The 12,631-nt window shown below is 63.4% G+C and carries 12 protein-coding genes and 2 pseudogenes; 6 read left to right on the top strand and 8 right to left on the bottom strand.

Features of this window, described 5'->3' with window-relative positions; translation table 11 throughout:
* Window positions 1-8: 8 nt before the first annotated feature.
* Complete coding sequence (locus tag AC628_RS03940) at window positions 9-719, top strand: molybdate ABC transporter substrate-binding protein (protein ID WP_074125430.1); 711 nt, start codon at window positions 9-11, stop codon at window positions 717-719.
* Here AC628_RS03940 and AC628_RS03935 read toward each other — a convergent pair whose 3' ends face one another.
* On the bottom strand, window positions 720-1,526 hold the full coding sequence (locus AC628_RS03935) for an SDR family NAD(P)-dependent oxidoreductase (RefSeq protein ID WP_074125429.1): 807 nt from the start codon (window positions 1,524-1,526) through the stop codon (window positions 720-722).
* 81 nt (window positions 1,527-1,607) lie between these two features.
* Here AC628_RS03935 and AC628_RS03930 point away from each other — a divergent pair, with 81 nt between their 5' ends.
* The 5 genes and pseudogenes from AC628_RS03930 to AC628_RS46075 all read left to right on the top strand — a co-directional run bounded on the left by AC628_RS03930 (window position 1,608) and on the right by AC628_RS46075 (window position 6,545).
* A complete protein-coding gene (locus AC628_RS03930) occupies window positions 1,608-2,351 on the top strand; it encodes a GntR family transcriptional regulator (RefSeq protein WP_074125428.1) in 744 nt (247 codons plus the stop codon).
* Window positions 2,348-3,425 (top strand): annotated as a pseudogene (locus tag AC628_RS03925) (TRAP transporter substrate-binding protein). The gene AC628_RS03930 and the pseudogene AC628_RS03925 overlap by 4 nt, the downstream one beginning before the upstream one ends.
* A 42-nt stretch (window positions 3,426-3,467) precedes the next feature.
* On the top strand, window positions 3,468-3,980 hold the full coding sequence (locus AC628_RS03920; protein WP_074125493.1) for a TRAP transporter small permease: 513 nt from the start codon (window positions 3,468-3,470) through the stop codon (window positions 3,978-3,980).
* A gap of 15 nt (window positions 3,981-3,995) precedes the next feature.
* The gene (locus AC628_RS03915) at window positions 3,996-5,291 is read left to right on the top strand and encodes a TRAP transporter large permease (RefSeq protein WP_074125427.1); all 1,296 of its coding nucleotides are present in this window, start codon (window positions 3,996-3,998) and stop codon (window positions 5,289-5,291) included.
* Between the two features lie 214 nt (window positions 5,292-5,505).
* Window positions 5,506-6,545 (top strand): annotated as a pseudogene (locus AC628_RS46075) (amidohydrolase family protein).
* Window positions 6,546-6,598: 53 nt separating this feature from the next.
* Here AC628_RS46075 and AC628_RS03905 read toward each other — a convergent pair.
* The 7 genes from AC628_RS03905 to AC628_RS03875 all read right to left on the bottom strand — a co-directional run bounded on the left by AC628_RS03905 (window position 6,599) and on the right by AC628_RS03875 (window position 12,593).
* Window positions 6,599-6,868, bottom strand: coding sequence for a hypothetical protein (locus AC628_RS03905; protein WP_143201424.1), 270 nt, complete (start codon window positions 6,866-6,868; stop codon window positions 6,599-6,601).
* 139 nt (window positions 6,869-7,007) lie between these two features.
* On the bottom strand, window positions 7,008-7,745 hold the full coding sequence (locus AC628_RS03900) for a Crp/Fnr family transcriptional regulator (protein WP_050419130.1): 738 nt from the start codon (window positions 7,743-7,745) through the stop codon (window positions 7,008-7,010).
* A gap of 293 nt (window positions 7,746-8,038) precedes the next feature.
* The gene (locus AC628_RS03895; RefSeq protein ID WP_074125425.1) at window positions 8,039-8,878 is read right to left on the bottom strand and encodes a phosphodiesterase; all 840 of its coding nucleotides are present in this window, start codon (window positions 8,876-8,878) and stop codon (window positions 8,039-8,041) included.
* 9 nt (window positions 8,879-8,887) lie between these two features.
* Window positions 8,888-9,946 carry an ABC transporter ATP-binding protein gene (locus AC628_RS03890; RefSeq protein WP_074125424.1) on the bottom strand — a complete coding sequence of 353 codons (1,059 nt, stop codon included), beginning with the start codon at window positions 9,944-9,946 and terminating at the stop codon, window positions 8,888-8,890.
* The gene (locus AC628_RS03885; protein ID WP_074125423.1) at window positions 9,943-10,728 is read right to left on the bottom strand and encodes an ABC transporter permease; all 786 of its coding nucleotides are present in this window, start codon (window positions 10,726-10,728) and stop codon (window positions 9,943-9,945) included. Before AC628_RS03885 ends, AC628_RS03890 begins: the two co-directional genes overlap by 4 nt.
* Before the next feature lie 4 nt (window positions 10,729-10,732).
* Window positions 10,733-11,548 carry an ABC transporter permease gene (locus AC628_RS03880; RefSeq protein ID WP_074125422.1) on the bottom strand — a complete coding sequence of 272 codons (816 nt, stop codon included), beginning with the start codon at window positions 11,546-11,548 and terminating at the stop codon, window positions 10,733-10,735.
* Window positions 11,549-11,585: 37 nt separating this feature from the next.
* Window positions 11,586-12,593, bottom strand: coding sequence for an ABC transporter substrate-binding protein (locus tag AC628_RS03875; protein WP_074125421.1), 1,008 nt, complete (start codon window positions 12,591-12,593; stop codon window positions 11,586-11,588).
* Window positions 12,594-12,631: the final 38 nt, after the last annotated feature.

Below are 12,631 nucleotides of genomic sequence, written 5' to 3'. Positions count from 1 at the left end.
CAGTGCACATGAAGACGTTGAATATCCTGAGCGGCGGCGCGGCGCAGGGACTGGTGCGCAGCCTTGCGCCTGCCTTTGAGGCCGAAACCGGCCTCGGGATTGCCGGTGATTTTGGCGCGGTCGGCGCCATGGCCGACAGGTTGCGCGCCGGCGTTCCGACCGACATCGTCATCCTGACCGCTGCGCTGATCGCTAAGCTTGTGGACGAAGGGCTGGTCCTGCGCAGCTCGATCGCCGACATCGGCCGCGTTGAAACGGCGCTTGCGGTCCGCGCGGGCGATCCAGCGGCACAAGCCGAGGACGCAGCAAGCCTGCGTACAGTGCTGCTCGCCGCGGACGCGATCTTCGTGCCAGATATCGAGGCGTCAACTGCCGGGATTCATGTCGCCAAGGTGCTGGCACAACTCGCCATCACTAACGCCGTCGCCGACCGGCTGAAGATCTTTCCGAACGGCGCGACCGCGATGCGGCATCTGGCCGAATCCCGAGACCAGCGGCCGATCGGTTGCACGCAATCGACCGAGATCATCAACACTCCCGGTGTCGTGCTTTCTGGCACCTTGCCGCCGGGATGCGGGCTCGCGACCATGTATACGGCTGCCGTTGCAACGCAGTCATCGGCTGCACCGCAGGCGCAACGCCTGATCGCGTTGCTGACGTCGACGGATGCGACTGAGCTGCGCAGTCAGGCAGGTTTCGTCTCCGGCCCGGCGTCGTAGCTAGCGCCCCAATTGGGTGAGACCCGTCGGCGGTCCATCGACCGCCGTCCAGCCGCCGTCGACGAACAATGTGCTGCCGCTAACATAGCTCGCTGCGTCGGATGCGAGATAGGCAACGGCGGTGGCAACTTCGTCGGCGCTGCTCCAGCGATTGAACACGGTGTGGCCGGCGTAGAGATTGTAGATGTCCGGTCGCTGCTTGAACGGGCCGGTCAACGCGGTCTCCGCGATGCTCGGCGCGATGGCGTTGACGCGGACGCCAGAGCGGCCGACCTCGGACGCGAAGCCCTTGACCAGGAGACTGATCGCGGCCTTGGTCGAACCATAGACTGCGAGCCCCGGCTCGATCGTCACGGCGCGCACCGAGGAGCAGGCAATCAGGCTGCCGCCTTGCTGCTTGACCATGATGCGGCCGAATGCCTGGAAGAACCAGACCGTGCCCTTGATGTTGAGGTTGATGACGCGGTCGAGATCCTCCTCGGTGTAGTCGAGGATGGTCTTGCGGATGTTCAGCCCCGGCGTGGTGACGGCGATGTCGACGCGTTGCAATTCCGCAAGCGCCTTGGTCGCCAGCGCCTCGACGCCGGCACGATCGGCCGCATCGCAGGCCGCGGCCGTTGCCGATCCACCCTGCTCCCGGATCGCTGCAGCGGTCGACTCCGCACCCTCCAGCGTACGATCGGCGCACAGCACGCGCGCGCCAAGCGAGACCAGCGCTTCAGCCGAGGATTTGCCGATACCGGAGGCGGCGCCCAGCACCACGGCGGTCTTGCCGGTGAGATCGAACAGCTTGCGGTAGTCGGTCACGTGACCTCCCGGGATGTGAGCGAAGCTCGTTTGCCTTCAGCGATTGCCTCATATACTAATATATCAGTTTTGGGAGCAAGAATGCCCGCCCGCTCGCCGAAGAAGTCGGAGCTCCGCAACCTCGCCGGCCGCCGGCGGACCGGTCGTCCACGAACCGCAACGGCGGCGGCGCGGATCTATGCCGAGCTGCGCGCTGAACTTGTCTCCTTGCGGCGCAGACCGGGCGCCCCGATCATCGAGGCCGAGATCGCACGCTCCTATGGCGTCAGCCGGACGCCGGTGCGGGAAGCCATCCTGCGCCTGTCGGACGAAGGCCTGGTCGAGATTTTCCCGCAGTCGGGCATCTTCGTGTCGCGCATCCCGCTCGCCACTCTCCCGGAGGCAATCATCGTCCGCAGGTCGCTGGAGGAAACCACGACCCGCATGGCGACCGAGCGCGCCAGCGCCAGCCAGATCCTCGGCCTGCACGCGATCCTCGAACGCCAGCGCGAGGCCGAGAAGGCCGATGATCGCGAGGCATTCCATCAGGCCGACGAGGCCTTTCACGCCGCCATCGCCGAAATTGCCGGACACCCCGGCATCTGGAAGCTGATCCTGCAGGTCAAGGTTCACGTCGACCGCTTCCGGTGGCTCACCTTGCCGCAGCGTGGGCGGATGGCCGAGGTCATCACCGAGCACGAGGCCGTCATGGCCGCGATGGAGGCACGCGACCCGGCAGCCGCCGGAGCGGCGATGACGAGACATCTCGAACGGCTTCTGGCCGACATCGCGGCCACCCAGCACAACAATCCGGAGTTCTTCGACGAGCAACGCCAGCCGGCATGACCGCGGCCGGAGTCCGGCCAGGCATTTTGGGAGGAATGATAATGAACCGCACAGATCGATCGCGGGCCCGCGGTGCCGGGCTCAACCGTCGCGACATCATCAAGATCGGCGCCGGCCTGGGCGCCGCGGTTGCGACCTCGACGCAGAGCGCGCTCGGCCAGTCGAAAGCAGTCTTCAAGGCGTCAGACGTGCAACCGCCCGGCTACCCGACCGTGGTCGCGACGGAAACTCTCGGCAAGAAGCTTGCGGCGGCGACCAACGGCCGCCTCTCGCTGCAGATGTTCCCCTCGATGCAGCTCGGCGGCGAGAAGGAAACCATCGAGCAGACCCAGATCGGCGCGATCCAGATGCTTCGCGTCAGCGCGGGCTCGATCGGTCCGATCGTCGACGACATCAACGTCGTCAACATGCCCTTCCTGTTCAAGAACATGGCGCATGCCGAGCGGATGATGGATGGCCCGATCGGCCAGGAGCTGCTGGACAAGATCACGGCGAGCCCGAATGCCGGCCTGGTCGCACTGTGCTGGATGAATTCCGGCGCGCGCAGCCTCTACAACACCAAGCATCCGATCAAGACGATCGCCGACATCAAGGGCCTCAAATTCCGCGTCATCGGCAATCCGATCTTCATCGACATGATGAATGCGCTCGGCGGCAACGGCGTCGCGATGGGTTACGACCAGGTGTTCAGCGCGCTGCAGACCGGCGTCATCGACGGCGCCGAGAACAATCCCCCCGAGCTACGTCTTCAGCAATCATTACACCGCGGCGAAGCACTTCTCGCTCACTGAGCACCTGATCGTTCCCGAGGTGCTGGTGTTCTCGAAGCGGGCCTGGTCCACGCTGGCGGCCGATGACCAGGCGCTGATCAGGACGCTTGCCCGCGAGGCGCAAATGGAAGAGCGCGGGCTTTGGAACACATACGAGCAGCAGGCGATGGAGAAAGCGAAAGCCGTCGGCTGCGAGATCATCGAGATCGCCGACAAAACGCCATTCCAGAATGCGGTCAAGCCGGTATGGGACAAATACGGCCCGAAATACCAGGACATGATCGGACGCATCCAGTCTGCCTGACACGGCACCACGCGGGAAATCGACAACATACGGGAAATGGACATGGCCGGATCATATCGCCGCGCGATGGACTATCTGTATCTGGCCTGCGTCATCACGGGGTCTGCCGCGCTGATCCTGATTTCAGCGGTCATCCCCTGGGCAGTGTTCACGCGCTACGTCCTGAACAGCGCCGCCTCCTGGCCCGAACCGCTCGCGGTGCTGCTCACAATCGTCGTGACCTTCATCGGTGCGGCGGCGGGCTATCGGCTCAACCTGCATATGAACGTCGGCTATTTTGCCGGCAAGCTGCCGGACCCGCTCCGGGCGCTGGTCGACCTTGTCGTGCAACTGCTGATGGGCCTGATCGCGCTGTTCATGATAATCTGGGGCTATCGGCTCGTCGAGGTGACCTGGCACAACACGATCGCCGACTTTCCGTCGCTGTCGGTCGGCGTCACCTATCTTCCAATTCCGATCGGCGGCGCCTGCCTGCTGCTGTTCATCATCGAACGGATCTTCCTTGGTGCACCGCCCGATCCGATCGGCCCGCATTGCGACGCATCGATCGACTGACCGCGAGAAGCCACCATGGACATCTCCATCCTGCTCGCGACCATGCTGCTCTGTTTTCTGATCGGCATGCCGATCGCCTACTCGCTGGCGATGGCCGCCATCGTCGGCGCCTTGTGGATCGGCATTCCGCTGGAAGCGGTGATGCTGAAGATCTCCGACGGTGTCAGCAAGGTCGCGATGCTTACGATCCCGTTTTTCGTGCTGGCCGGCGCCATCATGGCAGAGGGCGGCATGGCCCGTCGCCTGGTTGCGTTTGCCGACGTGCTGGTGGGGCTGACCCGTTTGCGTGGCGGCCTTTCGATCGTCAACGTGCTGGCAACGACGTTCCTGAGCGGCATCTCCGGATCGGCCGTCGCCGATACATCGGCGATCGGTTCGGTGATGATCCCGCAGATGGAACAGAACGGCTATCCGCGCGTGTTCGCCACCAACCTGACGATCACCTCGTCGGTCCAGGCCCTTCTGGTGCCGCCGAGCCACAATGCGGTGCTCTACTCGCTTGCGACCGGCGGAACGATCTCGATCAGCGCCCTCTTCATGGCCGGCGTATTCCCCGGGCTGCTGCTCGGCTTCTCGCTGATCATTCTGTGCCTCGCCGTCGCCTATCGCGAGAAGCATCCGCACGGCCAGACCGTGCCGGCCAAGGATGCAATTCGGATCGCCATCGATGCCTCCTGGGGCCTCATCACCCTCGTCATCATCCTGGGCGGCATTCTCGGCGGCATCTTCACCGCAATCGAGGCCGGCGCCATCGCCTGCATCTGGGCCTTCTTCGTCACCATGTTCATCTATCGCGACTATCGCTGGCGTGACCTGCCGGTGCTGCTGCATCGCACGCTGCGCACCGTCGCCATGGTGATGACGCTGATCGCCTGCGCCTCCAGCGTCGGCTACATCATGGCCCTGACGCAGATGCCGGCCAAGATGACCGCCTTCTTCCTGTCGATCTCCGACAACAAGTACGTCATCCTGCTCCTGATCAACGTCCTGCTGCTGGTGCTCGGCACGCTGGTCGACATGGCGCCGTCGATCCTGATCGCAACGCCGATCCTGCTGCCGGTCATGAAGAACTTCGGCGTCGATCCGGTCCATTTCGGCATGATCATGCTGCTCAATCTCGGCATCGGCCTGTGCCATCCGCCGGTCGGCGCGATCCTGTTTGTCGGCTGCGCGGTCGGCGAGGTCACGATCGAGCAGGTCATGCGCAAGATCTGGCCGTTCTATGCGGTGATGTTCTTTGTGCTGATGTGCGTGACATATCTGCCGGAAATCTCACTCTGGCTGCCGAGGCAGCTTCAGGTCCTGCACTGAACGCAAGCGGAACTGTTCCGTCGCCCTTGCACAAAGGGCCGGCATCAAGCCGGTCTGAGCAGATCAACATTGCGCGACACGCACAGCGTGTGATCTTGCGACCGCCAACCGACATCCCTTACGCTGTCCATCCATAACAAAGAGACAGGGAGGCGATCGTCATGACCACAGGCCTGATTTCCTGAAAGCGGGAGCGACGGCGGCAGCAGGCATCGTGTTCTGCGGCTGCGGGCTCGTCCACAACGCGAATGCACAGCCGTCGCGGCAGAAGTTGCCGGTCAGCGTCGACGGCAAGCGCGTGAAGACGATCGACATTCACTCGCATTGCCACTTCCGCGAGGCGGGCGCCCTCCTCGGCGCCGATGCCGGAAAATATCAACTGCCGCCGGTCAACGGCGCCGCCGAAGCCTTCATCGAGATCGACAAGCGCCTGGCTGTGATGGACGCGCAGGCCGTCGATATGGAGGTGCTCTCGATCAACCCGTTCTGGTACGACCGCGATCGCGACCTCGCCGGGAAGATCGTGAAGATCCAAAATGAAAAGCTTGCCGAACTCTGCGCCTCGAAGCCCGAGCGGTTTGCAGCTTTCGCCTCGCTGACATTGCAGGCACCGGACCTTGCGGTGCAGGAGCTGGAGACAGCCGTGAAGAAGCAGGGGCTGAAGGGCGCGGCGATCGGCGGTGTCGTCGATGGCATCGAATTCTCCGATCCCAGGTTTCATCCGGTGTGGGCCAAGGCCGAGGAACTCGGCGTCCCCTGTTCATCCATCCGCTGGGCGTTCCCGAGCTCGGCAAGCGGCTCTCCGGCAATGGCTGGCTCGGCAACACGATCGGCAATCCGCTCGAGACCACGATCGCGCTCTCGCATTTGATCTTCGAGGGGACGTTCGATCGCTTCCCCGGATTGAAGGTCATCGCCGCGCATGGCGGCGGCTATCTCCCCTCCCATGCCGATCGCTCGGACCATCCCTGCCTGGTCGGACCGAAGGGATGCAATCCGGAGATCAAGCCCCAGAAGGCGCCGACCGAATATCTCAAGCAGATCTACTTCGACTCCCTGATCTTCACGCCGGAGGCGATCCGGCGCCTCGCCGCCCAGGTCGGCGCCGGCCAGATCGTGCTGGGAAGCGACTATCCCTATCCATGGCAACTGGCGCCAGTCGACCACATCTTCGCCTGCGCGTCGCTGAGCGACGACGATAAGGCGAACATTCTCGGCCGGACCGCAGCGAAGCTGCTCGGCGTTGCCGCGTGAGGCGGTTGCACGATCTAACTTGCCGTCGTCGCGCGCGACGACGGCATCAACGATCAGTTGGCCTTCACCGTCCGCATCTCATTGCGCGGCAAAGCGGTGGGCGCCGGCTGAGCGATCCTGGGCGGCGGGCTGGCGTCGGCGGCGTCGGTTCCGACGAACTCGGCCTGTGCCGCGTCCGATATCCATTTGACCGCGGCCGGGTGACTGACGAGCATCCCGATAAAGGCAACGATCACGAGCACCGGCAACGCGATCAGCTTGATGCTGAAGCTCTTGTAGTTGCTTTCCGGGTCCTGACGTCGGTTGTCGAAAGAGCCCTGCATGGATTCCTCCACAGTGCGGACGTGATCCACCCGGGGCTCACTTACCGCAGGGCACGCAAGGCCGATGTGAATGGTTTCACAGGCTTTGTCCGGCTCACCGTTTCGTGAAGTGCAGAAGCTGGACGAGCGGCCGGCGCGGCTACTCGCCGTCGTCGGCCCCGGCGTCAACCAGGGCCTGAAGCGACTCTGGCTTCAGCACCACGATCGCGCCATGCTCGAGCCTGACCCAGCCGCGTGTCGCCCACGCGCGGAGCTGCTTGTTGATGCTCTCGCGGGTCATCCCGACCATCTCGCTGATCTCCTGCTGGGTGATCGAGATGGTGCGCCCCTGCGGCTTGTGCTTGTCGCTGAGGCGCAGCAGCGCACTGGCCAACCGGCCCGGCAAGTCCTGCAGGATCACCTGCTCGACCTGGTCGCTGGTCCAGCGCAACCGCGCGCACAGCAGCTCGATGAACTTCATCGCAAGCGTCGGCTGGCTGCGCACGAACGGAATGAACTCGCGCCGGTCGATGACGAACAGCTCGCAATTGGTATTGGCGGTGGCGTCTGCCGTCCGCGACAAACCGTCGAGCAGCGCGATCTCGCCGAAGATCTCGCCTGCCTCGATCAGGTTCAGAATAGCGTTGCGGCCATCTGGTGACGAGATGCTGATCTTCACCGTGCCCGAGATCACCGCAATCAGGCTGGTGCCCGGATCGCCCTTGGAGAAGATCGTCGTGCCGCGCTTCAGCGTGATGTGCTTGGCATAGCGGCAGAGCTGATCGAATGCCTCGGGCTCGAGATCGGCGAAATAGGGATGCTTACGCAGCACCGATAGTTTGTTGTTCGAAAACAACGGCGCGCCGGCAGTTCGTTCAATGGGCGGCGCACCGGTCATCGTGATCCAGACTGATTGTGTTGCGTTTAATCGGCGCGCCAGCAGCGCGACACCGACAGAGCCACCGATCAATGAAAGCGGAAGCGACTATAGCCCCACCGCGGGCCTACAGCAACAAAAGGTCCGATCCACCGGCATCGGGCTAGAAGGCATCCAAGCTACAATTTGGAATAAATACGTGCCTATGCAACGCTCAATTGCAGGCAGCGGGTGCCCGTGATCCGGAATATCCGGTCTAGCAATGACGATCTCGCCTGGCAAAACCCGTCTGTGCGAGGGTCAGCGCCGCAAACTCACAACAGCTTGCCGTCTGGGCCAAAGAACGGGTGCGGCCCGTCAAACCGACCGATGGGGACCTGGTGCGTCACCAACTGTCCAAAATCCTGCCCGGGAAACCACGTGTGCAAGTGAAATGCAGGGGGTTCCACCTTGAACGACGGTTCGCGGAGCTGCCCGAGGTCCAGGTCGACCGCATGGTTTGGCGCGGGGCAAATTGTCACGGGAAGCCCCGCGAAGGCGGTCAGCATCGCACGGTGGACGTGCCCGCACGCGATCAGCCGCACACGCGGGTGACGCTTGACGATTTCCGCCAACTCGTCGGCATTGAAGAGGTCCTGCCGGTCCATGTGCCAGATGCCGCCCTTGAATGGCGGGTGATGCAGGAAGAGCAGCGCCGGCCGGTCGGCTGCGGCCGCCAGCGCCTCGTCCAGCCATTGCAGCGTGGACGCTTCAAGCATGCCGTGAGGTTTACCGGCAACGCTTGAATCGAGCAGCAAGAGATCGAGACCATTGACCTCGATCTTCTGGTCGAGCGGGCCTGTGGCGCGAACATAGGGCGCGGTCGGAAACGATTCGCGCATCCACTCCCGCGAGTCGTGATTACCGGGAACGCCGGCAAACGGCAGGCGCAGCGGCGCGAGCAATCGCTTCAGATAATCGTATTCCTCGACCGACGGCGTATCGACAAGGTCGCCCGAGATGACAACGAAATCGGGCGCCGGCTCGAATGCGTTGAGTTCAGCCACGCAGCGCTCGAGCGCCTTGGCGGTATCGACCCGGCCGTAAGCCAACGTTCCGGGCGGCTTGACGTGAAGGTCGGATATCTGGGCGATGAGAACAGGTTTCGACGGCATCGATGTATCTCAGGGTTCGGAAGGCAGAAGACGAAGCGCGCCGGCCGCGATCGAAAGCCCTAATCGATCGCCGACCTTGGCCTGGATCGTGTTGGGCGCGTCGACGTTGAGCGGCTTGCTCGATGCGCCGCTCACGACAATCCGCTGCCGGTCGCCGATGAAGCTGACGGAATCGACAACACCCGAGAGCGTCCCTCCCCCAGCCTCGGCCACGCGAATGGTTTCGGGACGGATCATGACGGTCGCGTTCGCGGTCGTCGCAGCACCCTCGATCGGCAATCGCCCGCCGGGCAGGATCAATATGCCGTTCTCGATCGGAGCTTCCACGATATTCGCCGCTCCGATGAACTCCGCCACAAAGCGATCCTTCGGTGCGAAGTAGACCTCGCGCGGTGCGCCGATCTGGGCGATCGCACCTTTCCGCATCACCACGATGCGGTCGCCCAATTCCATTGCTTCGGCCTGATCATGCGTGACGTAGATCGTCGTAATGCCGAGTGCTCGCAACAACCGGTTAAGCTCACTCCGCAGCCGGTCCCGCAAAGCGGCGTCAAGCGCGGTCAACGGCTCGTCAAGCAGCAAGATGCCCGGTCGGATCGCGACGGCGCGGGCCAATGCGACGCGCTGACGCTGGCCGCCCGAAAGCTGGTCGATACGGCGGTTCTCCAAGCCCGTGATGTTCGTCAGAGCCACCAGTTCGGCAACGCGCGCGGCCCGCTCGTCCCTGGCAACGCCGCGGATCTTCAGCCCGTAGGCGATATTGTCCGCCACCGTCATGTTGGGGAACAAAGCGTAGGACTGAAACACCATCCCGACATTGCGCCGCTCGATCGGGACCGCGGTCATATCCTTGCCGTCGAACAGAACCTTGCCGCCGGCGTCCGGCAGCTCGAGGCCGGCGATGATACGCAGCATGGTGGTCTTGCCGCACCCGGAGGGTCCGAGCAGCACCAGCGTCTCGCCGCGCGCAATGTCGAGGGTCGCGGGATCAAGCGCGCGCGTGCCGTCGGCAAAGGTCTTGCCGCACGCCTCGATCCGCACCGCTGCGCCGTGGCCGGCCGTACTCATCTTTTGTGATCCTTGTCGGCCAAGAGCTGCATCGCAACCAGGAGCGGAATGATCATCACGAAGAAGATCAGGGTATAAGCCGAGGCGACTTCGAGCCGCATCGAGGCATAGCTGTCGGCGAGCCCGATCGGCAATGTCTTCGTCAACGGCGTATGCAGCATCCAGGTCAGATTGAATTCACCGAGCGACAGCGTGACCACCATTAATGCGCCGGCGAGAATTCCCGGCAGCGCATTCGGCACGATGACGTCGCAGAAACGCCGCCATGGCGACGCGCCGAGCGACGCGGCGCCCTCATCCAACGTCTTGATGTCGACGGTCGCAAACACCGCCATGACAGAGCGCACCATGAACGGCATCGTAAAGATCACATGGCCGACGAGGATGAACAGCCAGGAACGGCGAAAGTCGCCGAAGCTGCCATAGGCGAGCAGCAGGGCCAGCGCGATCGCAAGCCCGGGGATTGCCAACGGCAGCGTGATGATCTCCTCGACGATGCGGGCGAGCCGGCCTCCCCGCGCATGCAGCGCATAAGCCGCCGGAACGCCGGCGAGCAGCGTCACCGCCAGTGTCGCGAAGGCGATCACGAAAGAGAGCAGGATGGTGCCCGCATAAAGCTCCCAGACCTGCGCGACCCATTGCAGCGTCACGCCGGACTGGATGCCGCGGAAATAATTGACGGTCACGCCGGCGGAGATCGAAAGCCCTGCGGGCACCACCAGGAATGCCGCAACGAGCAGCGTGAAGATGAACTGGCCGGTGAAGATCAGGCGATCGCGCATGCTTTCACCCGGCCGCCGCGACCCCGCTGCCGCTGAACGTGCGTGCGAGCGCCAGGATGAGCCAGGTGATCAGGCCGAGCCCCACCGACAGCGCGGCCGACGTCGCGAAATTGGCGGTCAGCGTGAACTCGGTATAGATCAGCATCGGCAGCACGTCGATGTTGGTCGCGAGCGTAAAGGCGGTTCCGAAAGCCCCCATCGCGGTGGCGAACGCGATCGCGCCGGATGCGACGAAAGCCGGCGCCAGGGCCGGCAGCACGACGTCACGCTGCACCGCCCAGGGACTGGCGCCAAGCGAACGCGCCGCTTCCTCCAGACCAACATCGAGCTTCTGCACAGCCGCCATGATCGTGAGGATCACGCGCGGGATCGAGAAGTAGAGATAGCCCAGGAAGAGCCCGTAGATCGAATAGGCGAACACAAACTTCTCGCCGAATATCCGGTTCGACAGATCGCCGATCAGCCCTTGGCGTCCGGCCAACAGGATGATCATGAAGCCGACCACCACGCCCGGAAAGGCCAGCGGAAAGGTGAGCATCGCGATCAGCACGGCCCGCCCGGGGAAGCGGTGCCGCTGCAGGAACATTCCGGTAATCGTCGCCACGATCAACGTGACGACCGTGGTTGCCGCCGCCAGCAGCACGGTGTTGAACAGCGTCGCGCGATAGCGGCCTTCGGTCAGGATGGCGAGATATCCAGTGAGCCCGTGCGGACCTTCAGCGCCCGCAACCACCAGCCGCGCCATCGGCAACAGGAAGAATGCCGTGGTCACGACCGCAAGCGGCAGCAGGCAGAGCCAAACGAAGGACTTTTGCGACATCGGAAGAATGGTGCCCCGCGAAAGGCACCATATTGCCTCAGCGAACCTCGGCGAGATAGCGGTCGACGAAGGCTTTTTGCACGTTTTCCATCTCACCCCAGTCGACGCTCTTGGCGCGGGCATAGTCGCTGTCGGGGAGGAATTTGCCCTTCACGGACGCCGGCAGCTCGATCGGGCGGGCCGGACGCAGATAGGCATTGGTCCAGATCGCCTGCCCCTTGTCGGACAGGAGATAGTCCATCACCTTCTTGGCCTTCTCCTTGTCGGGCGCGTTCTTCACGAGACCGACGACATAGGGAAACACCACGGAGCCCTCGCAGGGAATCACAAACTCGAAGTTGCCTTTTTCCGAATACTTGGCGCGATAGGCGTTGAAGTCGTAGTCGAACAGGATCGGCATCTCACCGGAGACGACGCGGGCATACGACGTCTGCTTGGGCACGATCGGATCGTTCTTGCGCAATTCCTTGAAGAAGCTGATCGCCGGATCGAAATTGGTGAGTGAGCCGCCCAGCGCCAGATTGACGGCGACCGCGCCGACATAGCCGACAGCCGCGGAGGACGGGTCGAGATAGCCGACCATGCCCTTGTAGTCGGGCTTCAGCAAGTCCTTCCAGCAGGCCGGCACCGGCTTGCCGCCGAGCGCGTCCTTGTTGACGAACAGGCCGAGCGTGCCGGAGTGGATCGTGGTCCAATAGCCATCCGGATCCTTGAGGCCTGCAGGGACCTGATCCCAGTGCGCCGGCTTGTAAGGCTCGAGCGCGTCCTGCGCCTTGGCCTTCATGCCGAAGGTCACGCCGAAATAGCCGATATCGCCGACCGGATTGCTCTTCTCGGCCAGGATCTGGGCCAGTGCCTGGCCGGAGTTCTTGTTGTCATGCGGGATGTCGTAGTTGAGGTCCGCCTTGATCGCCTTCAGCATCGAGGCCCAGTCGGCCCATTCCGGCGGGCAATTGTAGCAGATCACGTCGGCTGCCTTGGCGGATTGCCACGGCGCGAGCAGTGTCAGCGCCAGCAACGCAAGGACAAGGCGGACGGTCTTCATGGGAGGCTCCGGTCTGGGAGAGGATGCAATGGGGATTT

It is taken from the genome of Bradyrhizobium sp. NAS96.2, assembly GCF_001908235.1.
Lineage (GTDB): Bacteria > Pseudomonadota > Alphaproteobacteria > Rhizobiales > Xanthobacteraceae > Bradyrhizobium.
The sequence above is the reverse complement of the archived record's forward strand: the minus strand, read 5'-3'. Positions and strand labels throughout refer to the sequence as shown.

Coding starts and splice junctions, on each gene's coding strand:
- AC628_RS03895 (WP_074125425.1), bottom strand. CDS start 8,878: ATGCCGTCGAAACCTGTTCTCATCGCCCAGATATCCGACCTTCACGTC.
- AC628_RS03880 (WP_074125422.1), bottom strand. CDS start 11,548: ATGTCGCAAAAGTCCTTCGTTTGGCTCTGCCTGCTGCCGCTTGCGGTC.
- AC628_RS03930 (WP_074125428.1), top strand. CDS start 1,608: ATGCCCGCCCGCTCGCCGAAGAAGTCGGAGCTCCGCAACCTCGCCGGC.
- AC628_RS03940 (WP_074125430.1), top strand. CDS start 9: ATGAAGACGTTGAATATCCTGAGCGGCGGCGCGGCGCAGGGACTGGTG.
- AC628_RS03920 (WP_074125493.1), top strand. CDS start 3,468: ATGGCCGGATCATATCGCCGCGCGATGGACTATCTGTATCTGGCCTGC.
- AC628_RS03890 (WP_074125424.1), bottom strand. CDS start 9,946: ATGAGTACGGCCGGCCACGGCGCAGCGGTGCGGATCGAGGCGTGCGGC.
- AC628_RS03900 (WP_050419130.1), bottom strand. CDS start 7,745: ATGACCGGTGCGCCGCCCATTGAACGAACTGCCGGCGCGCCGTTGTTT.
- AC628_RS03885 (WP_074125423.1), bottom strand. CDS start 10,728: ATGCGCGATCGCCTGATCTTCACCGGCCAGTTCATCTTCACGCTGCTC.
- AC628_RS03875 (WP_074125421.1), bottom strand. CDS start 12,593: ATGAAGACCGTCCGCCTTGTCCTTGCGTTGCTGGCGCTGACACTGCTC.
- AC628_RS03915 (WP_074125427.1), top strand. CDS start 3,996: ATGGACATCTCCATCCTGCTCGCGACCATGCTGCTCTGTTTTCTGATC.
- AC628_RS03905 (WP_143201424.1), bottom strand. CDS start 6,868: ATGCAGGGCTCTTTCGACAACCGACGTCAGGACCCGGAAAGCAACTAC.